This is a genomic window from Pseudomonas sp. GW821-FHT02C04 (genome assembly GCF_059421845.1).
This window is the reverse complement of sequence record NZ_JBWKVT010000010.1, coordinates 159,323-184,263: the sequence shown is the minus strand read 5'-3', so window position 1 is coordinate 184,263 and position 24,941 is coordinate 159,323. Positions and strand designations below refer to the sequence as shown.

At 60.2% G+C, this 24,941-nt stretch carries 24 protein-coding genes; 10 read left to right on the top strand and 14 right to left on the bottom strand.

The window, feature by feature from the left end; translation table 11 throughout:
- Positions 1–62: 62 nt before the first annotated feature.
- The 4 genes from lepB to lptF form a co-directional block, all read right to left on the bottom strand.
- On the bottom strand, positions 63–917 hold the full coding sequence (gene lepB / locus AC07VV_RS28085) for a signal peptidase I (RefSeq protein WP_096819213.1): 855 nt from the start codon (positions 915–917) through the stop codon (positions 63–65).
- 9 nt (positions 918–926) lie between these two features.
- Complete coding sequence (gene lepA, locus AC07VV_RS28080) at positions 927–2,723, bottom strand: translation elongation factor 4 (RefSeq protein WP_085608162.1); 1,797 nt, start codon at positions 2,721–2,723, stop codon at positions 927–929.
- A 172-nt stretch (positions 2,724–2,895) separates the two neighbouring features.
- Positions 2,896–3,957, bottom strand: coding sequence for an LPS export ABC transporter permease LptG (lptG, locus tag AC07VV_RS28075; RefSeq protein WP_495038106.1), 1,062 nt, complete (start codon positions 3,955–3,957; stop codon positions 2,896–2,898).
- Complete coding sequence (lptF, locus tag AC07VV_RS28070) at positions 3,950–5,071, bottom strand: LPS export ABC transporter permease LptF (protein WP_096819209.1); 1,122 nt, start codon at positions 5,069–5,071, stop codon at positions 3,950–3,952. Before lptF ends, lptG begins: the two co-directional genes overlap by 8 nt.
- Positions 5,072–5,379: 308 nt before the next feature.
- Here lptF and AC07VV_RS28065 point away from each other — a divergent pair, with 308 nt between their 5' ends.
- From AC07VV_RS28065 to rlmF, 5 genes are all read left to right on the top strand, one after another.
- Complete coding sequence (locus AC07VV_RS28065; protein ID WP_495038105.1) at positions 5,380–6,870, top strand: leucyl aminopeptidase; 1,491 nt, start codon at positions 5,380–5,382, stop codon at positions 6,868–6,870.
- Between the two features lie 58 nt (positions 6,871–6,928).
- Positions 6,929–7,357, top strand: coding sequence for a DNA polymerase III subunit chi (locus tag AC07VV_RS28060; protein WP_495038104.1), 429 nt, complete (start codon positions 6,929–6,931; stop codon positions 7,355–7,357).
- An 8-nt stretch (positions 7,358–7,365) separates the two neighbouring features.
- Positions 7,366–7,761 carry a DNA polymerase III subunit chi gene (locus tag AC07VV_RS28055; RefSeq protein ID WP_495038103.1) on the top strand — a complete coding sequence of 132 codons (396 nt, stop codon included), beginning with the start codon at positions 7,366–7,368 and terminating at the stop codon, positions 7,759–7,761.
- 134 nt (positions 7,762–7,895) lie between these two features.
- Positions 7,896–10,742 (top strand): valine--tRNA ligase, encoded by a 2,847-nt coding sequence (locus tag AC07VV_RS28050; RefSeq protein ID WP_495038102.1) that lies wholly within the window; start codon positions 7,896–7,898, stop codon positions 10,740–10,742.
- A 131-nt stretch (positions 10,743–10,873) separates the two neighbouring features.
- Entirely contained in the window at positions 10,874–11,896 is a 1,023-nt protein-coding gene (rlmF, locus tag AC07VV_RS28045) for a 23S rRNA (adenine(1618)-N(6))-methyltransferase RlmF (RefSeq protein WP_495038101.1), read from the top strand.
- A gap of 125 nt (positions 11,897–12,021) precedes the next feature.
- On the opposite strand, the gene AC07VV_RS28040 is transcribed toward rlmF, so the two are convergent.
- Entirely contained in the window at positions 12,022–12,303 is a 282-nt protein-coding gene (locus AC07VV_RS28040) for an HU family DNA-binding protein (RefSeq protein WP_003221909.1), read from the bottom strand.
- Positions 12,304–12,699: 396 nt separating this feature from the next.
- Here AC07VV_RS28040 and yejK point away from each other — a divergent pair, with 396 nt between their 5' ends.
- Entirely contained in the window at positions 12,700–13,704 is a 1,005-nt protein-coding gene (gene yejK, locus AC07VV_RS28035; protein WP_007957356.1) for a nucleoid-associated protein YejK, read from the top strand.
- On the top strand, positions 13,704–14,054 hold the full coding sequence (locus AC07VV_RS28030; protein ID WP_096819198.1) for a glutaredoxin family protein: 351 nt from the start codon (positions 13,704–13,706) through the stop codon (positions 14,052–14,054). Before yejK ends, AC07VV_RS28030 begins: the two co-directional genes overlap by 1 nt.
- Positions 14,055–14,085: 31 nt before the next feature.
- On the opposite strand, the gene AC07VV_RS28025 is transcribed toward AC07VV_RS28030, so the two are convergent.
- The 5 genes from AC07VV_RS28025 to AC07VV_RS28005 all read right to left on the bottom strand — a co-directional run bounded on the left by AC07VV_RS28025 (position 14,086) and on the right by AC07VV_RS28005 (position 18,631).
- On the bottom strand, positions 14,086–15,021 hold the full coding sequence (locus tag AC07VV_RS28025; protein WP_495038100.1) for a glutathione S-transferase family protein: 936 nt from the start codon (positions 15,019–15,021) through the stop codon (positions 14,086–14,088).
- Between the two features lie 740 nt (positions 15,022–15,761).
- Positions 15,762–16,064 carry a GIY-YIG nuclease family protein gene (locus AC07VV_RS28020; RefSeq protein WP_495038099.1) on the bottom strand — a complete coding sequence of 101 codons (303 nt, stop codon included), beginning with the start codon at positions 16,062–16,064 and terminating at the stop codon, positions 15,762–15,764.
- A 39-nt stretch (positions 16,065–16,103) separates the two neighbouring features.
- Entirely contained in the window at positions 16,104–16,577 is a 474-nt protein-coding gene (locus AC07VV_RS28015) for a nuclear transport factor 2 family protein (RefSeq protein WP_064593559.1), read from the bottom strand.
- Between the two features lie 100 nt (positions 16,578–16,677).
- Positions 16,678–17,982 (bottom strand): CynX/NimT family MFS transporter, encoded by a 1,305-nt coding sequence (locus AC07VV_RS28010; protein WP_495038098.1) that lies wholly within the window; start codon positions 17,980–17,982, stop codon positions 16,678–16,680.
- Positions 17,972–18,631, bottom strand: coding sequence for a FadR/GntR family transcriptional regulator (locus AC07VV_RS28005; protein ID WP_096819192.1), 660 nt, complete (start codon positions 18,629–18,631; stop codon positions 17,972–17,974). The genes AC07VV_RS28010 and AC07VV_RS28005 overlap by 11 nt, the downstream gene beginning before the upstream one ends.
- Before the next feature lie 166 nt (positions 18,632–18,797).
- Here AC07VV_RS28005 and AC07VV_RS28000 point away from each other — a divergent pair, with 166 nt between their 5' ends.
- The gene (locus AC07VV_RS28000; protein ID WP_074691191.1) at positions 18,798–19,109 is read left to right on the top strand and encodes a type II toxin-antitoxin system MqsR family toxin; all 312 of its coding nucleotides are present in this window, start codon (positions 18,798–18,800) and stop codon (positions 19,107–19,109) included.
- Positions 19,106–19,597: a type II TA system antitoxin MqsA family protein gene (locus AC07VV_RS27995; protein WP_495038097.1), complete on the top strand. Its 492-nt coding sequence runs from the start codon at positions 19,106–19,108 to the stop codon at positions 19,595–19,597. The genes AC07VV_RS28000 and AC07VV_RS27995 overlap by 4 nt, the downstream gene beginning before the upstream one ends.
- Positions 19,598–19,649: 52 nt before the next feature.
- Here AC07VV_RS27995 and AC07VV_RS27990 read toward each other — a convergent pair whose 3' ends face one another.
- The 4 genes from AC07VV_RS27990 to AC07VV_RS27975 all read right to left on the bottom strand — a co-directional run bounded on the left by AC07VV_RS27990 (position 19,650) and on the right by AC07VV_RS27975 (position 23,812).
- The gene (locus AC07VV_RS27990; RefSeq protein WP_008080191.1) at positions 19,650–20,414 is read right to left on the bottom strand and encodes an amino acid ABC transporter ATP-binding protein; all 765 of its coding nucleotides are present in this window, start codon (positions 20,412–20,414) and stop codon (positions 19,650–19,652) included.
- 11 nt (positions 20,415–20,425) lie between these two features.
- Positions 20,426–21,523, bottom strand: a complete 1,098-nt coding sequence (locus AC07VV_RS27985) for an amino acid ABC transporter permease (RefSeq protein WP_096819186.1) — start codon at positions 21,521–21,523, stop codon at positions 20,426–20,428.
- 10 nt (positions 21,524–21,533) lie between these two features.
- Positions 21,534–22,715 carry an amino acid ABC transporter permease gene (locus tag AC07VV_RS27980; RefSeq protein WP_102619510.1) on the bottom strand — a complete coding sequence of 394 codons (1,182 nt, stop codon included), beginning with the start codon at positions 22,713–22,715 and terminating at the stop codon, positions 21,534–21,536.
- Between the two features lie 65 nt (positions 22,716–22,780).
- Positions 22,781–23,812, bottom strand: coding sequence for an amino acid ABC transporter substrate-binding protein (locus tag AC07VV_RS27975; RefSeq protein WP_096819182.1), 1,032 nt, complete (start codon positions 23,810–23,812; stop codon positions 22,781–22,783).
- Between the two features lie 467 nt (positions 23,813–24,279).
- Between AC07VV_RS27975 and AC07VV_RS27970 the strand changes: the two genes are divergently transcribed.
- Complete coding sequence (locus AC07VV_RS27970) at positions 24,280–24,936, top strand: alpha/beta hydrolase (protein ID WP_495038096.1); 657 nt, start codon at positions 24,280–24,282, stop codon at positions 24,934–24,936.
- The last annotated feature ends 5 nt before the right edge of the window (positions 24,937–24,941 follow it).

The following is a 24,941-nucleotide window of genomic DNA, read 5'->3' as shown; positions in this document are numbered from 1 at the left end:
GGAGCCGGTTGTGCCGACACCAGAAATGCATTCGGCGCTGTGGTCAACAGCGCCGTGATTGTTTACTTGATCAGGCCGACCCGCGAGAAATTCGGCAGGTGGCTGAGTTTCGGTTCCGGCCAGCTCATCCAGACCGCGAAGGCCTTGCCGACGATGTTCTGGTCGGGAACCATGCCCAGCAGATCCTTGGGAATGTTCGGATCATCCCAGTAGCGACTGTCGTTCGAGTTGTCGCGGTTGTCGCCCATCATGAAATAGTGCCCGGCCGGCACGGTCCAGGTATGGTCCGGTGTGGCGCGGTAGCGGCTCATTTCCTTGCGGATCAGGTGCTCGGCAGCGCCGAGTTTTTCCTTGTAGAGCTCCGCGCTGCCGAGGGTGCCTGGCTCGGAACCGACCAGTTGTTCGGCAATCGACTCACCATTGACGAACAGACGCTTGTCAGCGGTGTAACGCACCGTGTCGCCCGGCAGACCAACCACACGCTTGATGTAGTTGACGTTCGGGTCGCTCGGGTAGCGGAACACCATCACATCGCCGCGTTGCGGATCACCGACTTCGATGACTTTCTTGTCGATCACCGGCAGGCGGATCCCGTAAGAAAACTTGTTCACCAGAATGAAGTCGCCAACGTCCAGGGTCGGCTTCATCGAACCGGACGGAATCTGGAACGGCTCCACCAGGAACGAACGCAGCACCAGCACGATGAACAGCACCGGAAAGAACGACTTGCCGTATTCGACCAGCAGCGGTTCCTTGTTCAGCTTCTCGACCACCACCACGTCAGGCTGGCTGACGCTGCCCTGATAGGAAGTGATGGCGGCGCGCCGACGCGGTGCCAGGATCAACAGATCGAGCAACGCCAACAGGCCGCAGACGAACACGGCGATAACCAGCAACAGCGGGAAATTTAGTGACATAGGACCTGACTATTCCAACCTGAGCACGGCAAGGAAGGCTTCTTGTGGAATTTCCACGTTGCCGACCTGCTTCATGCGTTTCTTACCGGCCTTTTGCTTCTCGAGCAGTTTCTTCTTACGGCTGACGTCACCGCCGTAGCATTTGGCCAATACGTTCTTTCTGAGTGCCTTGACGGTTGTCCGGGCGACGATCTGACCGCCAATGGCAGCCTGGATGGCCACGTCGAACATCTGACGAGGAATCAGTTCTTTCATCTTCTCGGTCAACTGGCGACCTTTGAAGTGCGAATTGTCACGGTGCACGATCAGCGCCAGAGCGTCGACCTTGTCGCCGTTGATCAGCACGTCCAGTTTCACCAGATTAGCCGATTGGTAACGATCGAAATGGTAATCCAGCGAAGCATAGCCGCGGCTGGTGGATTTCAGACGGTCGAAGAAGTCCAGGACCACTTCGTTCATCGGCAGGTCGTAGGTCACCTGGACCTGGTTGCCGAGGAACAGCATGTCGACCTGAACACCGCGTTTTTCGATGCACAGGGTGATGACGTTGCCCAGGTGCTCCTGCGGTACCAGGATGTTGGCACGCACGATCGGCTCGCGCATGTCTTCGATCGCGGACACGTCCGGCAGCTTCGACGGGTTGTCGACGTAAATCGTTTCACCGGTTTTCAGCACCAGTTCGAAGATTACGGTCGGTGCCGTGGTGATCAGGTCCAGGTCGTATTCGCGCTCCAGGCGCTCCTGGATGATCTCCATGTGCAGCATGCCGAGGAAGCCGCAACGGAAGCCGAAGCCCAGGGCGTCGGAGCTTTCCGGGGTGTACTGCAGCGACGAGTCGTTCAGGGTCAGCTTCTGCAGCGCTTCGCGGAAGTCCTCGAAGTCGTCGGAGCTGACCGGGAACAGACCGGCGTAAACCTGTGGCTGAATGCGTTTGAAACCCGGCAGTACCGGAACATCCGGCGTCGAGCTCAAGGTCAAGGTGTCACCGACCGGTGCACCGTGAATGTCCTTGATGCTGGCGATGATGAAGCCCACTTCGCCGGCCTTCAGGTCAGCGGTGGCGGTGTGTTTCGGGTTGAAAACACCGACGCTGTCGACCAGGTGGACCTTGCCGGTGGATTTCACCAGGATCTTGTCGCCCTTCTTCACGCGGCCATGACGCACGCGCACCAGGGAGACAACGCCCAGGTAGTTGTCGAACCAGGAGTCGATGATCAACGCTTGCAGCGGATCTTCGATGTTGCCGGTCGGCGCAGGAATGGTCGCGACCAGACGCTCGAGAACTTCGTCGACACCCAGGCCGGTCTTGGCGCTGCAGGTGACGGCGTCGGTGGCGTCGATGCCGATGATCTTCTCGATCTCGTCCTTGACGCGGTCGGGCTCGGCCTGCGGCAGGTCGATCTTGTTCAGTACCGGCATGACCTCGAGGCCCTGCTCGATGGCGGTGTAGCAGTTGGCCACGGACTGGGCTTCAACGCCCTGACCCGCGTCGACCACCAGCAAGGCACCTTCACACGCGGCCAGGGAACGGCTGACTTCGTAGGTGAAGTCGACGTGGCCCGGGGTGTCAATGAAGTTCAGCTGGTAGGTGACGCCGTCTTTGGCTTTGTAATAGAGGGTAACGCTGTGGGCCTTGATGGTGATCCCGCGTTCGCGCTCCAGATCCATGGAATCCAGTACCTGGGCTTCCATTTCACGCTCGGCCAGGCCACCGCACATCTGGATGAAACGGTCAGCCAGCGTCGACTTGCCATGGTCAATGTGGGCGATGATGGAGAAATTGCGGATATGACTCAAATCACTCACGGATCAACACTCAAAAAGGCTGCAGGCTTGGCCCGCCGAAAAATAGCCGGGAATTGTACCTGATACACGGCGCAAGCGTCACGTTCGCCTGTCACCCGGATTGCATGCAAAAACGCCCCGGTCTTGCGACCGGGGCGTTTTCAAGGCTGGAGCAAGGGTGAAACCTTGTTCATCAACCGGCTCGACGCAGCAACCAGACACCCGCCAGGGCACAGACGCCTGCCGGCACCAGCACTGCGAACAGCGGCGAGAAGCCGAATACCAGGCTGGACGGACCCAGCAGGTCCTGGACGATACGGAAAGTGAACCCCACCAGCACACCGGTGAACACTCGCTGACCGAGGGTCACCGAGCGCAGCGGGCCGAAAATGAAGGAGATCGCCATCAGCACCAGCGCGGCGGTTACCAGCGGCTGCAACACCTTGACCCAAAAGGCCAGCCAGTAACGGCCGTTGCTCAGGCCCTGATCGGCCAGGTAGTGGATATAACCCCACAGCCCGGTAATCGACAGCGCTTCGGGCGCCATGACCACGGTGTTCAGCAGTTGCGGGCTGATGGAAACATCCCAATCCTCGGTCGGTTTGTTGACGACCTCAGTGCTGCGCTCATGAAACAGCGTGGTGGTCACGTCGGTGAGCTGCCAGCGAGTGCCATCGAAATCGGCGCGCTTGGCGAAGCTGGAGCTCAGCAGATGGCGCTCCTTGTCGAAGTGATAGCGAGTCACGCCATACAACAAACCATCTGGCTGAACGGCATTGATGTGAATGAATTCCTCACCCTGACGATGCCACATACCGTGCTTGGCGCTTTGCGCATCACCGCTGCCTTGAGCCAGAGAACGATTGGCCTGGGCAATGCTTTCGGTAGCCGGCGCAACGTACTCGCCGATCAACACGCCAGCCAGCATCAGCACCAGCATTGGCTTCATGACCGCCCAGACGATGCGCCCGATGGACACACCCGCCGCACGCATCACGGTCAGTTCACTGCTGCTCGCCAGGCTGCCGAGACCGATCAGACAGCCGATCAGCGCCGCCATCGGCAACATGTCATAGAGCCGGCGCGGCGCGGTCAGTACGACAAAGCTCAGTACGTCGGCCAGGGTGTAGGTATCGCTGACATCGCCCATTTCGTCGATGAAGGCGAACAGCGTAGCCAGGCCAAGGATGATCGCCAGCACGGCGATGATCGCCATGAACACGCTGCTGCCGATGTAGCGGTCGAGTTTAACCACGAGCCACCTCCAGCGCAGCGCTGCGACGGCTGGCCATTTTCAGGCGCAGCGGTTCCCAGTAGAGCAGGCCGATACCGATGACCAGGAAGATCCCGTGTACCCACCACAGACCCAGGCTCGCCGGGATCTTGCCTTTTTCGAGGGCGCCGCGAGCGGCAATCAGGATGGTCAGGTAAGCCATATAAAGAAGAATCGCCGGCAGCAACTTGAGGAAGCGCCCCTGGCGCGGATTGACCCGAGACAGCGGCACCGCCATCAGGGTCACGATAAATACCAGCAGCGGCAGCGACAGGCGCCATTGCAGTTCGGTCTTGGCGCGGATGTCATCACTGGCCATCAAGGTCGACGTCGGCATGGCGTCACGGTCGGTGACTTCCTCGCTGACATCGGGCTTGGGCAGCAGAACACCGTAGGTTTCGTAGTGGATGGCGCGGTAGTTGGCCAGTCCCGGACTGCCGTCGTAGCGGTAGCCGTTGTGCAGGATCAGGTAACGGTTGCCATCAGGACGGACTTCCTGCCGGCCTTTCTCGGCCACCAGCACGGAAATCCCGCGATCCGCCTGGTTGGCACCGAGGTTTTTCTGCGAGATGAACACGCTGCCCAGGTTGACCCGGTCGTCGCTCAGGTTTTCGGTGTAGGTCACCCGCGTGCCATCGCGCAACGCCTGGAAGCGGCCCGGCTCAAGGGTGTCGAATTCGGTCAGGGCGTCCTGCTTGTTCAGCAGCAACTGGAACTGGTTGGCGCCTTGCGGGGCCAGACTCAGGCTGAGCCATGCCACCACCAGTGCCACCAGCGTGGCCGGGAACAGAGTCATGCGGAACAGGCGCTGCTGGCTCATGCCAGTGGCCGACAGCACGGTCATTTCGCTTTCGAGATACAACCGGCCGTACGCCAGAAGGATCCCGAGGAACAGGCCCAGCGGCAGGATCAACTGCATGAAGCCCGGCAGACGGTAACCCATGATCAGGAACAGCGATCCCGGATCGAGCTGGCCCGCAGCGGCCTGGGCAAGGTATTTGATGAAGCGACCGCTCATGATGATGACCAGCAGCACGGCACTCACCGCACTCAGGGTCAACAGGACTTCGCGGGACAGATAACGGAAGACGATCAAACCAGACACTCCAGGGTTGTCAGGCTAAGGCGGCCAAACAAGCAAACGTATCGACAGGCCCGCAAGGCAGAGCTGTCGAAAAAAGATGCGGCATTATCCTGTGATTGAGGGCGCCTGTCACTGCGCACACTCACGCAAGCGTGCAATCGGTTGAAGATCGTTCCGACGAGGGTTGTCAGGCGCAGGGAGCGAGGTTCAAACTGCGGCCCTTGTCGCAGGCGCTGGCCTGCGCCTTTTCTATCTATAAGCAGGCGACTGCGGACACCGCCGAACGCCTGCGTGTTGACCATTCATTCAGGGATCCGGACATGGAACTGGTTGTAAAAAGCGTTAGCCCAGAAACGTTGAAAACCGCCACCCTGGTGGTTGCCGTTGGTGAAGGCCGCAAACTCGGCGTCGCCGCCAAGCAGGTCGACGAACTGAGCGGCGGCGCCATCAGCGCTGTCCTCAAGCGTGGCGATCTGGCCGGCAAGATCGGTCAGAGCCTGTTGCTGCACAGCCTGCCGAACCTGAAAGCCGAGCGCGTGCTGCTGGTCGGCGTGGGCAAGGATGAAGAACTGGGCGACCGCCCGTTCCGCAAGATCGTTGCCGGCATCCTCAACACCCTCAAAGGCCTGGGCGGCAGCGATTCCGTGCTGGCGCTGGATGAAATCATCGTCAAGGGCCGTGACAGCTACGGCAAGACTCGCCTGCTGGCCGAAACCCTGGTCGACGGCGAATACACCTTCGACCAGTTCAAGAGCCAGAAAGCCGAACCGCGCGCTCTGAAGAAAATCACCCTGCTGACCATCAAGGCCGCTCAGGCCGAAGTGCAACGCGCTGTGAACCATGCCACCGCGATCGCCAACGGCATGGCGTTCACCCGCAACCTGGGCAACCTGCCGCCGAACATCTGCCACCCGACCTTCCTCGGCGAACAAGCCAAGGACCTGGGCAAAGAGTTCAAGGATCTGAAAGTCGAAGTGCTCGACGAGAAGAAGATCAAATCCCTGGGTATGGGCTCGTTCTACGCCGTCGGTCAGGGCAGCGCCCAGCCGCCGCGCCTGATCGTCATGCAATACAACGGCGGCAAGAAATCCGAGAAGCCGTACGCACTGGTCGGTAAAGGCATCACCTTCGACACCGGCGGCATCAGCCTGAAACCGGGCGCCGGCATGGACGAAATGAAGTACGACATGGGCGGCGCCGCCAGCGTGTTCGGTACCCTGCGCGCCGTGCTGGAACTGAAGCTGCCAATCAACCTGGTGTGCATCCTGGCCTGCGCCGAGAACATGCCGAGCGGCACCGCTTCGCGTCCAGGCGACATCGTGACCACCATGAGCGGCCAGACTGTGGAGATCCTCAACACCGACGCCGAAGGCCGTCTGGTGCTGTGCGATGCCCTGACCTACTCCGAGCGCTTCAAGCCGCAAGCGGTGATCGACATCGCCACCCTGACCGGCGCCTGCGTGGTTGCTCTGGGTGCGCACACGTCCGGCCTGCTGGGCAATAACGACGAACTGATCGGCCAACTGCTGAGCGCCGGCAAGGCAGCCGACGACCGCGCCTGGCAATTGCCGCTGTTCGACGAGTACCAGGAGCAACTGGACAGCCCGTTCGCCGACATCGCCAACATTGGCGGGCCGAAGGCCGGCACCATCACCGCCGCGTGCTTCCTGTCGCGCTTCACCAAAAACCTGAACTGGGCGCACCTGGACATCGCGGGCACCGCATGGACCAGCGGCGGCAAGGACAAGGGCGCCACCGGCCGTCCGGTTCCACTGCTGACCCAGTACCTGCTGGATCGCGCCAAAGCCTGAAACCGATGACTGCGAGCGGCGCCTCTAGAGGGGCGCCGCTTTCAGCTCAGGAACCGCAATGACCAAAGTCGACTTCTACATCCTGCCCAGTGCCGATCCTTCGGCGCGTCTGGATTTTGCCTGCAAGCTCACCGAGAAAGCCTGGCGCATGGGCCACCGCATCTACCTGCATTGCAGCGATGTCGCCCAGCGTGATGACCTCGATGCGCGACTGTGGGCGTTCAAGGGCGAAACCTTCGTGCCTCATGGCCCGGCCGAGAGCGAACCGGAAGGTTTGATCGTGTTGGGTTTGGGCGATGACTGCGGCCAGCACGCGGACTTGCTGGTCAACCTCGACCTGAAGGTCCCGGCCTTCGCCAACAAGTTCGCCCGAGTGGCGGAAGTGGTGGTGGAAGATCCGGCGATCCGTGCGGCTGCGCGGGAGAGTTTCCGTTTCTACCGGGAACAGGGCTATCCTCTGCAAGACCACCGTTTACAGCGACTCTGAGTACGCCGATGGACACTCCAAAACCGCTGCAAAAACCCGCGCACCTGCTGGATGACCTCGAGTCGATCCGTCAGTTGCTGGGCGATGACAACCTGCAACCGCCGCTGCTGACCGACACGGTCGATGATGGCGAACAGGAACAGATTCCGATGCTGTTCGACTCGGTCGCCACTGAGCCACCCGCCGTCGAACCGCCTCCCGCCCCCGTCGCGAAGCCCGCCACCGCGCCCGTCGCGCCTGTGGATAAAGGCCCCGACGCGCTGCTTCACCTGGACAGCGAACTGCGCGCCGCTGCGCAACTGATCATGCAAGACGTGATCGACGACTTCGCCCCGCACATCGAAACCGAAATCAAACGTCGCCTCGAGGCACGGATGGAACGGCTTCTGAGCCAGTACGAATAATCGACGGTGGGAGCCGTCGCACGGTTGCTCCCACTTTTAGATCCCCACCCGGCCCGCCCCGCTCGCCCTGCGCCCCATGCCCCGCTATACTTCCCGGCTTTTCCTGAATAAATGCCAATAGGGTCCCGCCGCGCATGGATAAGACCTACCAGCCGCACGCCATTGAAACTTCCTGGTACAACACCTGGGAGTCCGAGAACTACTTCGCCCCGCAAGGCGCGGGCGACTCCTACACCATCATGATCCCGCCGCCGAACGTCACCGGCAGCCTGCACATGGGTCACGGTTTCAACAACGCGATCATGGACGCCCTGATCCGTTTCCGCCGCATGCAGGGTCGCAACACCCTGTGGCAGCCGGGCACCGACCACGCCGGTATCGCCACGCAGATGCTGGTGGAGCGTCAACTCGAAGCCCAGGGCCAGAATCGCCACGATCTGGGCCGCGAAAAATTCCTCGAGAAAGTCTGGGAGTGGAAGGATCAGTCCGGCGGCAACATCAGCCGTCAGATCCGCCGCCTCGGCTCGTCCGTGGACTGGAGCCGCGAGCGCTTCACCATGGACGACGGCCTCTCGGAAGCCGTTAAAGAAGCGTTCGTGCGCCTGCACGAAGACGGCCTGATCTATCGCGGCAAGCGTCTGGTCAACTGGGACACCAAGCTGCACACGGCGATTTCCGACCTCGAAGTGGAAAACCACGACGAGAAAGGTTTCCTGTGGAACCTGAAGTACCCGCTGGCCGACGGCGCGAAAACCGCTGAAGGCAACGATTTCCTGATCGTCGCGACCACCCGTCCGGAAACCATGCTCGGCGACTCCGCCGTCGCGGTGAACCCGAACGACGAGCGCTACAAAGCCCTGATCGGCAAATTTGTCGAGCTGCCGCTGGTCGGCCGCCGCATCCCGATCATTGCCGACGATTACTGCGATCCTGAATTCGGCACCGGCTGCGTGAAAATCACCCCGGCCCACGATTTCAACGACTACGAAGTCGGCAAGCGCCACAACCTGCCGCTGCTGAACATCTTCGACAAGAACGCCAACGTGCTGCCGGCAGCGCAGGTGTTCAACCTCGACGGCACGCTGAACGACAGCATCGACGGCAAGATTCCGGCCGAGTACGCCGGTCTCGAGCGTTTCGAAGCGCGCAAGCAGATCGTTGCCGCGTTCGACGCCGCCGGCCTGCTGGTCAGCGTCGACGACCACAACCTGAAAGTGCCGAAAGGCGACCGCTCCGGCACCGTCATCGAGCCGTGGCTGACCGACCAGTGGTACGTGTCCACCAAGCCGCTGGCCGAGCCTGCGATTGCTGCCGTTGAAGACGGTCGCATCCAGTTCGTGCCGAAGCAGTACGAAAACATGTACTTCTCGTGGATGCGTGACATCCAGGACTGGTGCATCAGCCGTCAGCTGTGGTGGGGCCACCGGATTCCGGCCTGGTACGACGAGTCGGGCAAGGTCTACGTCGGCCGTGACGAAGCCGAAGTACGCGCCAAGCACAACCTCGGCCCGGACGTTGCGCTGCAACAGGACAACGACGTTCTCGACACCTGGTTCAGTTCGGGCCTGTGGACGTTCTCCACCCTGGGCTGGCCGGAAAAGACCGAGTTCCTGAAGAATTTCCACTCCACCGACGTACTGGTCACCGGTTTCGACATCATTTTCTTCTGGGTCGCCCGGATGATCATGCTGACGATGCACCTGATCAAGAACGAGGACGGCACGCCGCAGGTTCCGTTCAAGACCGTTTACGTGCACGGTCTGGTGCGTGATGGCCAGGGCCAGAAGATGTCCAAGTCCAAGGGCAACGTCCTGGACCCGCTGGACATCATCGACGGTATCGAGCTCGAAACCCTGGTGCAGAAACGCACCTCCGGTCTGATGCAGCCGAAACTGGCGAAGAAGATCGAGAAGCAGACCCGCGACGAGTTCGCCGACGGCATCGCCAGCTACGGCACCGACGCCCTGCGCTTCACTTTCTGCTCGCTGGCGTCCACCGGTCGCGACATCAAGTTCGACATGGGCCGCGTCGAAGGCTATCGCAACTTCTGCAACAAGATCTGGAACGCTGCACGTTATGTTCTGGACAAGGGCGAAGACTGCGGCCAGAACGGCGAAGCCTACGAGCTGTCGCTGGCAGATCGCTGGATCATCTCGCAGCTGCAACGCACCGAAGCCGAAGTGACCCGTCAACTGGATCAGTTCCGTTTCGACCTGGCGGCGCAAGCGCTGTACGAGTTCATCTGGAACCAGTACTGCGACTGGTACCTGGAACTGTCCAAGCCTGTGCTGTGGGACGAAAACGCGCCGGTCGAGCGCCAGCGCGGCACCCGTCGCACGCTGGTACGCGTTCTGGAAGTGGCGCTGCGTCTGGCGCATCCGTTCATGCCGTTCATCACTGAAGAAATCTGGCAGCGCATCGCGCCGCTGGCCGGCATTCAGGGCAAGACGATCATGCTGCAAGCGTGGCCGGTGGCCAACGAAGAGCGCATCGATCCGGCAGCCGAAGACGACATCGAATGGCTCAAGGGCCTGATGCTCGGCACGCGCAACATCCGTGGCGAAATGAACATCGGCCCGGGCAAACCGCTGCCGATCTACCTGAAAAACGTCACCGCTGAAGACCAGCGCCGCCTGACCGAGAACGAAGCGCTGCTGAAGAAGCTGGCGCGTCTGGAATCGATCACCGTACTGGCGGCCGGCGAAGAAGCACCACTGTCCGCCACCGCGCTGGTTGGCGAGATGGAAGTGCTGGTGCCGATGGCCGGCCTGATCGACAAGAACGCTGAACTGGCGCGTCTGGACAAGGAAATCCTGCGTCTGCAGGGCGAAGTCCAGCGTGTTGGCGGCAAGCTGTCCAACGCCGGTTTCGTTGACAAGGCCCCGGCCGAAGTCATCGAGAAGGAACGCGCCAAGCTGGCCGAGGCCGAACAGGCTCTGGGCAAGCTGGCCGAGCAGCACGCGCGGATTGCCAGCCTGTAACGGCATATCGCACTAAAAAAGGGAGGCCATATGGCCTCCCTTTTTTGTGCCCGGCACTTTTCCGGCCTACAACCCGGTTCCCTGTGGGACAATAGCCGCCACTTTCAGCCATACCCGAATCGACCACGCCCATGAACGCCCCCCGTACACCTCGCCCCGCGCGCAAGAAGCCTGACTCCGCCACCCCGGCCAAGCCCGTGGAGCCGCGCAAAGAGGCCAGCCTGCACCCGCGCAATCGCCATCAGGGTCGTTACGACTTCCCGGCGCTGATCAAGACTACGCCGGAGCTGGCGAAGTTCGTGATCACCAACCCGTACGGCAAGGAAAGCATCGACTTCGCCAGCCCCGACGCGGTGCGCGTGTTCAACCGGGCGTTGCTCAAGTCGTTCTACGGCATCCAGCATTGGGACATCCCGGCCGATTACCTCTGCCCGCCAGTACCGGGTCGTGCCGATTACGTGCACTTCCTGGCTGACCTGCTGGCCAGCAACAACGACGGCGTGGTTCCACGCGGCGCCATCGTCAACGTGCTGGACATCGGCATGGGCGCCAACTGCGTGTATCCGCTGATCGGCAACAGCGAATACCGCTGGCACTTCCTGGGCTCGGAAATCGACCCTACGGCCGTGGCTGCCGCAACAGCCATCGTCCAGTCCAACGATCTGAACAAAGTCATCAAGCTGCGCCAGCAAGAGAACCGCAAGCACATCCTGATCGGCCTGCTGGAGCCTGGCGAGCGTTTTGACCTGACCATGTGCAACCCGCCGTTCCACGCCTCGATGGACGAAGCGACCAAAGGCAGCGAGCGCAAATGGCGAGCCCTGGGCAAGGCCGATCCGAAACGCAAACTGCCGGTGCTGAACTTCGGCGGTCAATCGGCCGAATTGTGGTGTGAAGGTGGCGAAGCGCGTTTTGTGACGCAACTGATCGCCGAAAGTGCGAACTTCCAGCACAAGGTGTTGTGGTTCAGCACCCTGGTCTCGAAAGCCTCGAACCTGCCCGCCATCGAAACCGCACTGAAGAAGGCCGGCGTGCTGGAAAGCCAGGTGGTGGAGATGTCCCAGGGCCAGAAGCAGAGCCGCTTCGTCGCCTGGACTTTCCAGACCAAGTCCGAGCAGCAGATCTGGCGGCGCGAACGCTGGGTTCGCAAGTAATACGTTTCAACTGGGGCGGCGCTTGATCGCAAAGCAGCCGCCACTACTGCTGAAACACAATCGGCAGGCACAAAAAAACCGTGCCCGGATCACTCCGGCGCACGGTTTTTTTTTATCGCTGCGTCTTACTTGTTCACAGCGTCGGTCAGGCCTTTGGCCACAACCAGCTTGATCACTTTCTTGGCAGGGATTTCGATGGCAGCGCCAGTCGACGGGTTACGGCCAGTGCGGGCAGGACGCTCGGTCACTTTCAGCTTGCCGATACCTGGCAAGGTGATTTCGCCGCCGTTTTCCAGCTGATCAGCAACGATTTGGCCCAGTTGGTCCAGAGCGTTACGCGCGGTGGTTTTCGGCGCGTCGATAGCTTCAGCGATGTCGGCGATCAGTTGGTCTTTAGTAAGAGCCATGTAGTGTTCCTTCCCTATCAAATTCATATGGATTGCAGAGTGCAGTGTCAGCCATCGAGCCCGATCTTCTGGATCTGGCACCCTCGGCGATAACCACGACGAGTCGGGGTTATAGATGCCGAAATCAGGGTTTGGTTCGACCTGACAAATGCTGAATGCACGCTTAACGCAGTGACTACGCGTAAGACCGGGCAAAACTAGCACAGAGACAAGGAAATATCCGCCTCTAGCTAGCCAAATGGTCAGGTTTATTGCGCTAAATCGGTAAATAAATGCATAAGCGCCACCCCATGACCCCGAATTGCCCTTCAGCCCGCGCCAAAACCAGTGGTTGCGGTACACTGGGCGCTTTTTCGGGGGAGCCCGCCCTCCTCCCTTCCACTTGCCGAGAAGCCCATGCCGATCCGTCATTGCATCGTCCACCTGATCGACAAAAAACCCGATGGCACCCCCGCCGTTCTGCACGCCCGTGACTCTGAACTGGCTGAATCCGCCGCCATCGAGAACATGCTCGCCGACCTCAACGAGAGCTATAACGCCAAACAGGGCAAAGCCTGGGGGTTGTTCCATCCGGAGTCCGGTGCGTTCCCGTTCAGCGGCTGGCTGAAGGAATACATGGAAGGCGGCAAGGACTTCACCGCGTTCAGCAAAGTCGCGGTCGAGCACCTGCAAAAGCTGATGGAAGAGTCGAACCTCTCCGTCGGCGGCCACGTGCTGTTCGCCCACTACCAGCAAGGCATGACCGATTACCTGGCCATCGCCCTGCTGCACCACAGCGAAGGCGTGGCGGTGACCGATCAACTGGACGTGACCCCGTCGCGCCACCTCGACCTCGGTCAACTGCACCTGGCGGCGCGGATCAACGTTTCCGAGTGGCAGAACAACAAGCAGTCCAAGCAGTACATTTCGTTCATCAAGGGCAAGAACGGCAAGAAGGTCTCGGAATACTTCCGCGACTTCATCGGCTGCCAGGAAGGGGTCGACGGCCCGGGCGAGACCCGCACGCTGCTCAAGGCCTTCAGCGACTTCGTCGAGAGCGAAGACCTGCCGGAAGATTCCGCCCGCGAGAAGACCAAGACCCTGGTCGACTACGCCAGCAGCCAGGCCAAGCTCGGCGAGCCGATGGGCCTGGAAGAGCTCTCGGAGCTGATCGACGAAGAACGCCCGAAAGCCTTCTACGACCACATCCGCAACAAGGATTACGGCCTGTCGCCGGAGATCCCGGCGGATAAGCGCACACTCAACCAGTTCCGTCGCTTCACCGGCCGTGCCGAAGGCCTGTCGATCAGCTTCGAAGCGCACCTGCTGGGCTCGAAGATCGAATACGACGAAGAAGCCGGCACGCTGGTCATCAAAGGCCTGCCAACGTCGCTCACCGATCAGCTGAAGCGCCGCAACTGATGCTGGGCAATGTGCTGAAAAAGGTCGCACTGGTTCTGCTGGTGGTCGTGGTCTATCAGAACTGGGGCAAGATCGAACGGGTGTTCAACCCGTCGCAAATGGCGTCGGAGCAGGTCCGCGCCAACGCCAACGTCGTGCTGTACACCACGGACTGGTGCGGCTACTGCAAGCAGACCAAGCGCTTTCTCGATCAAAAAGGGATTGCGTTCAAGGAATTCGATATCGAGAAGGACGCCGAGGCGCGCAAGGCGTACGAAGCGCTGGGCGGGCGCGGGATCCCGCTGATCGACGTCAATGGCACGTTGATTCGCGGGTTTGATCCGGACGAAATTCTTGCTGCACTGAAATGAACGAGGGAGCCAATCGGCTCCCTCATTTGTTTCAGCGTTTCTCGATACGGAAACCAAAACGCGGGAAGTGCACATGCACCACCCCGCCACGTTCGTCTTCACGGCGCAGGATCAACTCTTCACGACCGGCAAACACCAATTCCCCGGCAACCGGATCAACGCCATAGTCAGTGGCTGCGATCACGACCTGCTGACCTGCTGCAAATCCGTTCGGATCGACAAACTGCTCATCAGGCAACGCCGCCGGCGTCGTACGGTACGCCACCTCCAGCGCCTCTTCGGAACTCATCGCACTGGCCGCACCGTGACCGAAGCCCAGCACCCGCCCGAGCCACCCGGACACTGCAGGGTAGTCATCCACCAGAGGTGCGGTGACGTGCGTAGCCTTGAGGAACCACAGCGGATGCGCCATGGCGAAGTCGGCAATCGATGGCTCGCCGAACAGGAAGTCTCCGTCCTCGCGCTGCAACTGCTGCTCCAGGCGCGCCATAATGGTCGGCCACTGATGTTTAGCTTGATCGGCCGACAGTCTGGTCGCACTGCCACCGCTGAACAACCCGGCACGATCGGCCAGAAATGCCTTGATCGCTTCCGGCGGCAACTTGCCGAAACGCACCACTACCGACTCCGGTTGAAACACCAGACTCACCGCGTGCTGGAACACCACGGAGTCGGCCCAGGCAGCGAAACTGGCGGCGATCATCTCCTGACCTTCCGGGAAGAACGAAGGCTGGGCCTTTTCCTGCTCCAGACGGCGGGCAATCAGCGAAGTGTCGCAATAGATATCGGCGCCGATCTGCAGCACCGGGGTCTTGCGGTAGCCACCGGTCAGGGCGGTCAGGTCCGGTTTCGGCATCACCGGCGAGATGTGCACCGAGCGCCAGGACAAGCCCTTGAAACCCAACAGCAGCCGGGCCTTTTCGGCGAATGGAGAGGTCGGGTAATGATGCAGAATCAACTCGGACATGCTCGGCTCCGCCGCACAGAAAGTGAATCAGCAGCTTAGCGCGCAATTCGTTCGCAGCCTACGGATCCGGCTGATGGGAACTGATCAGTCAGGTTGATAAGGCACTAAAAATGGCTCGAAAAAAAACCGCCTCAGCCGAGGCCGAGACGGTTTTCCCACATCAATGACCTTACATCAGGTCATCAAAGTGATCTCGCAGGAACTCGTAAAAGCGAAACGCTTTGAACGACCTCCATACGAGGCTCAGAGTACGCAGCAAAAGCTTCATACGTTTTGGCCTCCGGTTGGGGGCCAAACCTCCAGCGTGCTTACCGGACCACGTACGCCTTCGGAAGACACGCTAGTGTGTCCAGTGAGGCGGCCGGTTGTGACACCCTCTGAATATCATTCCGGCACGGAAGCAACTCCGTGTCAGAGGGCATGAAACCGTTAAGCCAATCGGCCAGACCTCATTAGTTGCACTGTCATGCGAGCGGACAGATCGTAATCGGGTTTCTGACCCGCTGCTTAAACAAATGAATCAAAAACCGCATTTTTAGGAATGAGTGTTTTTAGGCTTGCTCGATGGCATAAAGACGAATAATCTTCGTCCACGCTAGTGTGTCCAGTGAGACGCAGTAAACCCGGCCGCAAACCGAGGTTTACAGAAAAAACCGCCCCGCAAAGGCGGTTTTTTTTCGCCTGTCGTTTGCCTGAAAGCACCGCTTCGATGTGCAGGGATTTCTACCGCTCGCACCTGATCAGTCAGAACGATAAGACGCCACCAGACACTCCTTCGCACTCTTCCTGAGCTTCTTGATCAACCTTTCCTGGCGCAACGCATCACTCTTGTCGCGGCACAGCTCGGTGTAGACCAGCGCCATCGCCGGGCTTGAAAGGAAGAATCGCGCGCCCTTTCCGCTCTGGTGCTTGGCAAAGCGGCGCACGGGATCATCGCTGATCCCGCAGTACAGCGAACCGTTGGCGGCGCGCACGAGATAGACGAACCAGGACTTGCTCACTGGAACGTCGGCATCGAGAGGATTTTCGCTGAGGCTGGTCACGGGACAATTCAGGCGTAGGGAAAACAGGCCGCGATCTTATCAGCGACTCGCCTGAAATGCCTTCAGCCCTTTCAGCGCCTGGGCGCGGACAGCGTTGCGCACCAGCGGCGTCCAGCCCAGCAGCAGGCCCTTGAAGCCCAGAGCCTGGCGGGACCAGCGCCACAGGTCGAAGTGGTCGTGGTGTTCACAGATCTTGCCGTCGCGGAAGACGAAACGCGCCTGGATGTCGTTGATCACGACGTTGCCGGTCTGACTGAACAGGTAAGTCGCCACCCAGTGGGCGCCGCCGCTGCGCTCGTCGGCGCGGACGTTGTCGAAAGTCAGGGAGAAGTCCTTCGCCCGAGTGGTGAGCATGCGCCACATGTCGCCGGCATCGCGGCCGCGCAGTTCGCCGAAGGCCGGATCGCTGAACACCACGTCGTCGGTGTAGCAGGCGGCCATGGCCTCGGCGTCGAGGCGTTGGAAAGCCTGATAGAAACGGGTGATCAACGCGCTGTGGGCTTCTTCACTCATGGGCAATCTCCAGGAAAGGTACAGATTGCCAGCACGATAATCCGCAAACGCCCGAAACACTATCGGCATTCGCATTCCGAATACCGACAGTGTGTGCGCGTCAAACCTTTTCGCTTTCGACCTGCACGTACAACGCGCGCCCGGCACCGAGGCCGGCAAGGATCGCACCCGCACCGACGATGCCAAAGATCCAGCCCACGGCGTTCCAGCCGCCGGTCCAGTCATGCACCACGCCGACCGCGAACGGCCCCATGGACGCGAGGGTGTAGCCGAAGCCCTGGGACATGCTCGACAGGTTCGCCGCGACATGGGAATCGCGCGAGCGCAGCACGATCAGGGTCAGTGCCAGACTGAACGTCCCGCCCTGCCCCAGGCCCAGCAGAATCGCCCAACCCCACAGGCCTTCGATCGGCGCGTACAGGCAACCGAACAGACCACCGAGGGTCAGCGCCATCACCACCACGATCGCCAGCCGCTGATCCTTGCCACGCGTGGCCAGCCACGGTGCCGCCAGGGAGCTGGCAAGCTGGATGATCACCGAACCGGACAGCACCAGACCGGCCTGGGTCGGCGTCAGCCCGCGTCCAATCAGAATCGACGGCAACCAGCCGAACACGATGTAGGCCAGCGACGATTGCAGGCCCATGTACAAGGTCACCTGCCAGGCCAGCGGATCACGCAGCAAGCCGCGCACCCGGTAGGCGACATTGTGTGCACCATGCTTCTGACCGATCTGCGGCAGCCAGAACACCGCTGCAACCAGCGCCGGAATCACCCAGAACCCCAACCCCATGGCCCAGCTGTGATCGAAGTGTTCGCTCAACGGCACGCTCGAACCCGCCGCCATCGCCGCGCCCAGGCACAGGGCCATGGTGTAGACACCGGTCATGGTGCCGGCGTGTTTGGCGAAGTCGCGTTTGACGATACCGGGCAGCAAGACGCCGATGATGCCGATACTTGCGCCACCCAGAACGCTGCCGGCGAACAGACCGATTTCACCGAAGTTGCTGCGCAGGATGATGCCGCCGGCCAGTGTCAGAAGAATCCCCAGCACCACCCGCTCGGCACCGAAACGCCGCGCCAGCACCGGAGCCAACGGGGCGAACAGACCAAGGCACAACACCGGCAACGTCGTCAGCAACCCCGCTTGTGCAGCAGACAGGCCAAGACTTTTCGACACATCACTGAGCAGCGGCGCCATGCTCGACAGCGCCGGACGCAGGTTCAACGCCACCAGAATCAGCCCCAGCAGCAACAACCACGGGCGACGTACCAGCGGATGACTTTGCTGCACCTGCTCGTCGTCGGCCTCGGCATCGATCAGCAACTCCTCCAGTTCGGCGGTGCGCTTCGGGGCGTTGACGGCTTCAGGGCGGGACATGGATTTCTCGGTTTCAGGGTTCATTGATCAGTTGCCTCGACAGGGCTTTGGCCCGTTCCGGATCACGCTGTTCGACGGCTTCGAACAGGGCGATGTGCAAATCGAAGACTTCCTGTCGACGAGGGACGATGTTCAAGGTCTGGCGCAGTTGCGCGCCGACGATGCTGGAGAAATAGCGATACAGCTCGCTGAGGGTCGGGTTGTGCGCGGCATCCACCAGGCGGCGGTGAAACACCAGGTCACAGGCGATGTAGCTATCGAGGTCACCGTGATAATGGCTGCCGGCAACGCCAAGCGCCTCGCGAAGGCCCGCCAGATCCTCATCGGTGCGGCGCAACGCCGCCAGGCCGATGGCCTCGACCTCAAGGATGTGCCGGGTTTCCCGGGCCTGATCCAGCGAGCATTTGGACAGCGCCTTGAGCGTGTCCATCGGATCGACCACCGCCCGCAGGTAACTGCCGTCGCCCTGACGGATTTCGATCAAACCGGAGAACGCCAATACCCGCATCGCCTCGCGCACGGTATTGCGGCTGATGCCGAGTTCGGCGCACAGCTCGGGCTCGGTCGGCAAGCGCTGGCCGACCTGCCAGGTGCCGTCGGTGATGCGCTGTCGCAATAGATCCAGGGCCTGATCGACCAGGGATCGCTTAATGAGTGGAGAAATGTCTGACATAGGATTCGCCCTTTCATCCAATCATGGGATGAATTTTCTGACATGTTAGTCAGCTCCGTGTAGGACGGCAACCACCTAGGTTGATTAGGAGGCAAATGAAGCGGGATTTTCGATTGGTCAAAATTACCCTTTAAGGGTAATTTCAGGGACAGGGTTTTGGTTTCTTATGGAAAAGAACACACCCCATTACGACTTGGTGGTGATCAAGGCTGAGGTCAGGCGACGGGGAAGACAGGCATTCACCAAGAGCGCAGAAAAAACCGGACTGGATCTCGGCTTCAGCATCATAGAGATGCAAGAAATCGTTTTCGAACTGCAGAACAGGATGTTGTACAAGTCGATGACCACCTATGACGATCATCGAGTCTGGCAAGACGTTTATCACACGCACTCACACGATCTGGAGATTTACATCAAGGTGACATACCGCCCCGAAGGTGGCCCACCGGTAATCTCCTTCAAGGAGAAAAACCAATGAAGACCCAGCAATGTTTCAGCTGCGGTGCACGTGAGGGAATGACACATTTCGAGGGCCGCGGCGAAACCATCAGTGTCAAAGGCATGGAACGTCGTATCGATGACCTTGCTGGCTGGGAATGCCGCAAATGCGGTGAGGTCGAGTGGGACGCCGATACCGATAGTGCAGAACGCTACACGCAAGCCGGTGATGATCTGGTGATTGCTGCCCGACAAATGATCGGTAACGAGATGAAGCGCATCCGGCGCAAATTGCACCTGACGCAAAAAGAAACGGTGCAACTGCTGTCTGGTGGCGGACACAACGCATTTTCCCGCTATGAGCGCGGCGAAGTGCTTCCGCCGAAGGCGTTGATGCTGCTGATGCGCCTGCTCGATCGCTATCCGCACTTGCTCGCCGATGCGAAAGCCTTGGGTGAAGGGGCGGATCTGAGGAACGCCTTCAAGTATACCGAGCACAAAGAACACGAAACCCTCACCGTGTCCTGATCCCCAAAAAACAAACCCGGCACAAGGCCGGGTTTGTTTTACCCATCAGATATCAATGCAGAATCTGACTCAGGAACAACTTCGTCCGCTCATTCTGCGGATTGTCGAAGAAGTCGTTCGGTGCCGCCTGCTCGACGATTTCGCCTTTGTCCATGAAGATTACGCGGTTGGCCACGGTACGGGCGAAGCCCATTTCGTGGGTCACGCAGAGCATGGTCATGCCGTCTTCGGCCAGGCCGATCATGGTGTCGAGAACCTCCTTCACCATCTCCGGATCGAGCGCCGAGGTCGGTTCGTCGAACAGCATGATTTTCGGTTTCATGCACAGCGCGCGGGCAATCGCCACACGCTGTTGCTGACCGCCGGACAGTTGCCCCGGAAACTTGTGCGCCTGCTCCGGAATGCGTACGCGTTCCAGGTAATGCATGGCGATTTCCTCGGCCTTGCGCTTGGGCATCTTGCGCACCCACATCGGCGCCAGAGTGCAGTTCTGCAAAATGGTCAGGTGCGGGAACAGGTTGAAGTGCTGGAACACCATGCCGACTTCACGACGGATCGCTTCGATCTGCTTGAGGTCGTTGGTCAGCTCGACGCCATCGACCACGATGCGGCCCTGCTGGTGTTCTTCCAGACGGTTCAGGCAGCGGATGGTAGTGGATTTGCCGGAGCCCGACGGGCCGCACAGCACGATACGTTCGCCCTGCTTGACGTTGAGGTTGATGTCTTTCAGCACGTGGAACTGGCCGTACCACTTGTTCACGCCCTGCATCTGAATGATGCCTTCAGGGCCCACTGGCTTTTTGATTGCTTCGCTCATCGAAAAAACTCCTAACGCTTGTGGCCAGTGTCGAGCTTGCGTTCCAGATGCATGGAATAGCGCGACATACCAAAACAGAAAATCCAGAACACCAGGGCGGCGAACACGTAGCCTTCGGTGGCCATGCCCAGCCATTTCGGATCGGCAGCGGCTTGTTTGACGCTGTTGAGCAGGTCAAAGAGGCCGATGATGATCACAAGGCTGGTGTCCTTGAACAGCGCGATGAAGGTGTTGACGATGCCGGGAATCACCAGCTTCAGGGCTTGCGGCAGAATCACCAGGCCCATGGCGCGCCAGTAACCGAGGCCCATCGCGGCAGCGGCTTCGTACTGACCTTTGGGGATCGCTTGCAGACCACCGCGCACCACTTCGGCGACGTAGGCCGACTGGAACAGGATCACGCCGATCAGTGCCCGCAGCAGCTTGTCGAAGTTCATGCCTTCAGGCAGGAACAGCGGCAGCATCACCGAAGACATGAACAGCACGGTGATCAGCGGCACGCCGCGCCAGAACTCGATGAACGTCACGCAGACCACACGAATGGCCGGCATGTTCGAACGTCGTCCCAGCGCCAGCATGATCCCCAGCGGCAACGCGCCGGCGATGCCGACGGTGGCGATCACCAGGGTCAGCATCAGGCCGCCCCACTGACTGGTGGCAACGGCGCTCAGGCCGAACACGCCGCCATGCAGCAGGCACCAGGCAACAATCGGATACACCACCAGGAAGCTCAGCCCGTATACCGCTTTACGCGGCACGCGCTTGATGAACAGCGGTGCCACACCGATGACCGCCAGCCACACGGTCAGGTCCACGCGCCAGCGCAGATCCGCCGGGTAGTAGCCGTACATGAACTGACCGAAACGCTGTTCGATGAACACCCAGCAAGCGCCCGCCTTGGTGCAATCGGCGCGGGTAGTGCCGACCCAGTTGGCATCGAAGATCGCCCAGCTGAGCAACGGCGGAATCACCAGGTAGATCAGGTAGAACGCAAACAGGGTCAGCAGGGTGTTGAGCCAGCTGGAGAACATGTTCGCGCGGATCCACGCCATCGGGCCGAAGACCTTGGCCGGCGGTGGCATGTCGGGTTTGAAAGTATGAGTACTCATGCGCTATTCCTTACCGCTCGATCAGCGCAATGCGCTTGTTGTACCAGTTCATCAGCAGGGAAATGCTGATACTGATCGCCAGGTACACGCTCATGGTGATGGCAATGACTTCGATCGCCTGACCGGTCTGGTTCAGCACGGTGCCGGCGAACAGCGAAACCATTTCCGGGTAACCGATACCGGCCGCCAGCGAGGAGTTCTTCGCCAGGTTCAGGTATTGGCTGGTCAGCGGCGGAATGATCACGCGCAGCGCTTGCGGAATGATCACCTTGCGCAGGGTCGGACCGTTGCGCAGGCCGAGCGAGCGGGCCGCTTCGGTCTGGCCATGGCTGACCGACTTGATCCCCGAACGCACGATCTCTGCGATGAACGCCGCGGTGTACACGGTCAGGGCCAGAGTCAGGGCCAGCAGTTCCGGGATCAGCACCCAGCCGCCGACGAAGTTGAAGCCTTGCAGCTTCGGCATTTCCCAATGCAGCGGCGCGCCGAAGATCAGCGCACACAGCGTCGGGATGACCAGCAGGATTCCCAGGCCGACCCAGAACTTGTGGAACGGCTCGCCGGTTTCCTCGAAACGCTTGTTGGCCCAGCGGCTCATCAGCACGATGCCGACGATCGCCACCACGACACTGACCACGAACGCCCAGAAGCCGTCGGCCATCTGCGCGGCCGGCATGTTCAGGCCACGGCTGCTGACGAAGAACGTGTCGCCGAAGTTATGGCTGTTGCGCGGCCCCGGCATGGTCAGGAACACCGCGAAATACCAGAACAGGATTTGCAGCAGCGGCGGAATGTTGCGGAAGACTTCCACATACACGGTCGCCAGCTTGCTGATGATCCAGTTCGGCGACAGCCGCGCCACACCGATGATGAAGCCCAGCAGGGTCGCCAGGATCACGCCGATGAAGGTCACCAGCAAGGTGTTGAGCAGGCCGATCACGAACACGCGGGCATAGCTGTCCGCTTCGGTATAGGAGATAAGGTGTTGAGCGATGCCGAACCCGGCACTGCGCTCCAGAAAGCTGAACCCGGACGTGATGCCCCGGTGCTGAAGGTTGGTCTGGGTGTTGTCGAACAGATACCAGCCCATGGCGACCACCGCCACAACGGTGATGATCTGGAATAGCCACGCACGCACACGTGGATCGCTGAGGCTGAACCTCTGCTTTGGTGCGCCGATTGAATTTTGCATGAAGTGCCCCGCAAGAAATGGAACAGAACATCACCCGGCGGTTGGCCCGCCGGGTGATAGAACCATTAGCGCACTGGTGGTGCGTACTGAATGCCGCCGTTGTTCCACAGCGCGTTCAGGCCACGGTCGATTTCCAGCGGAGTGCTCTTGCCGAGGTTTTTCTCGAAGATTTCGCCGTAGTTACCTACCTGGGAAACGATTTTGACGACCCAGTCCTTCGGCAGTTTCAGATCCTTGCCGTACTCGCCGTCGCCACCCAGCAGACGGGCAACGTCCGGGTTCTTGGTGGACTTGGCTTCTTCGAGTACGTTTTTCGAAGTGATGCCGGCTTCTTCAGCGTTGAGCAGCGCGTAGCCGACCCAACGAACGATGGCCAGCCACTCGTCGTCGCCGTTACGCACGACCGGGCCCAGAGGTTCCTTGGAAATGGTTTCCGGCAGAACCACGTAGTCCTTCGGCGAGGCCAGCTTGCTGCGCTGGGCGAACAGTTGGGACTTGTCGGAGGTCAGCACGTCGCAACGACCGGATTCCAGCGACTTGGCGCTTTCATCGGAGGTGTCGAAAGTGATCGGGGTGTACTTCAGGCCGTTGGCGCGGAAGTAGTCGGAGACGTTCAGCTCGGTGGTGGTACCGGCTTGAATGCAGATGGTCGCGCCGTCGAGTTCCTTGGCACTTTTCACGCCCAGCTTGTTGTTGGCCAGGAAGCCCACGCCGTCGTAGTAAGTGATGAAGCCAGGGAATTTCAGGCCCATGCCCGCGTCACGGGAGCTGGTCATGGTGGTGTTGCGCGACAGGATGTCGATCTCGCCGGACTGCAGCGCGGTGAAACGCTCCTTGGCGTTCAACTGACTGAACTTGACCTTGGTCGCATCGCCGAACACGGCAGCGGCCACGGCACGGCAGACGTCGGCGTCGATGCCGAGGATCTTGCCGGTCGAATCCGGTACGGAGAAGCCCGGCAGACCGTCGCTGACGCCACACTGCACGAAACCTTTCTTCTGTACCGCATCCAGGGTTGCACCCGCCTGAGCGAACCCGCTGACGCCGAGGACTGCTGCAGCAGTCACGACCGCCAGAGTGGATTTCAACATCTTCATTCAAACCTCCAGTTTTGCTCTTGTTGTGTCGGAGCTTGAGTCCAGTCGCACCCTTTTGAGGCGTTGTTGACCCGTGTTGGCTTTTTATGGGGTCAACCGACGCAGGACCTTCGCTATGAGTCTAGTAGGAGAAAATCCACATCATGGACAACTCACTTCTCACCAGTCGGCCGAACGGGCTGTAGCCCTTTCACGTTCGCGAAGCCCATTGCGGCCATTGGCGAACATCCATCACCGGATTCTTTGCTATCCCGTCGCCGGGCGTTCACTGATAGTGTTACCGCCAGGCGCGAGATCGATTGCACGACTACCTCATAGCAAAGCCCGTACCACACCGCTCGCTGAAGCGATTGAGCGACAGGTCAATAGCAAAACTTGTAGCCTTGCGACATCTTCTTAACGGATCAACCGGGCGCGCCCCCCAATCACGCACTTAATGAGAGCGCCCGCACATTTTTGGAGCAGCCATGACCGAGCCCTTGATTCTTCAGCCTGTTAAGGCAGCCGACGCCTGCGTGATCTGGCTGCACGGCCTCGGCGCCGACCGCTATGACTTTCTGCCGGTGGCCGAGGCCTTGCAGGAAAGCCTGCTGAGCACGCGCTTCGTTTTGCCCCAGGCACCGACCCGCCCGGTGACAATAAATGGCGGTTATGCCATGCCGAGCTGGTACGACATCAAGGCGATGAGCCCGGCTCGTGCCATCGACCGCGATGAGCTGGAAGCGTCCGCCGATCACGTCATCGAATTGATCGAACAACAGCGCGCCAGCGGAATAGACGCTTCGCGGATTTTCCTTGCCGGATTTTCCCAGGGCGGCGCCGTGGTCTATCACACCGCGTATCTGAAATGGCAGGGGCCGTTGGGCGGCGTGTTGGCGTTGTCGACCTACGCGCCGACGTTCAGCGACGAACTGGAGTTGTCCGCCAGCCAGCAACGGATTCCGGTGCTGGCGCTGCACGGCCAGTTCGACAACGTGGTGCAGAACTCCATGGGCCGCACGGCGTATGAGTATCTCAAGGCCCATGGTGTCACCGTGACATGGCAGGAATACCCAATGGAGCACGAAGTGTTACCCGAAGAAATTCGCGACATCGGCGTGTGGCTGAGCGAACGCCTGCGCTGATCGTT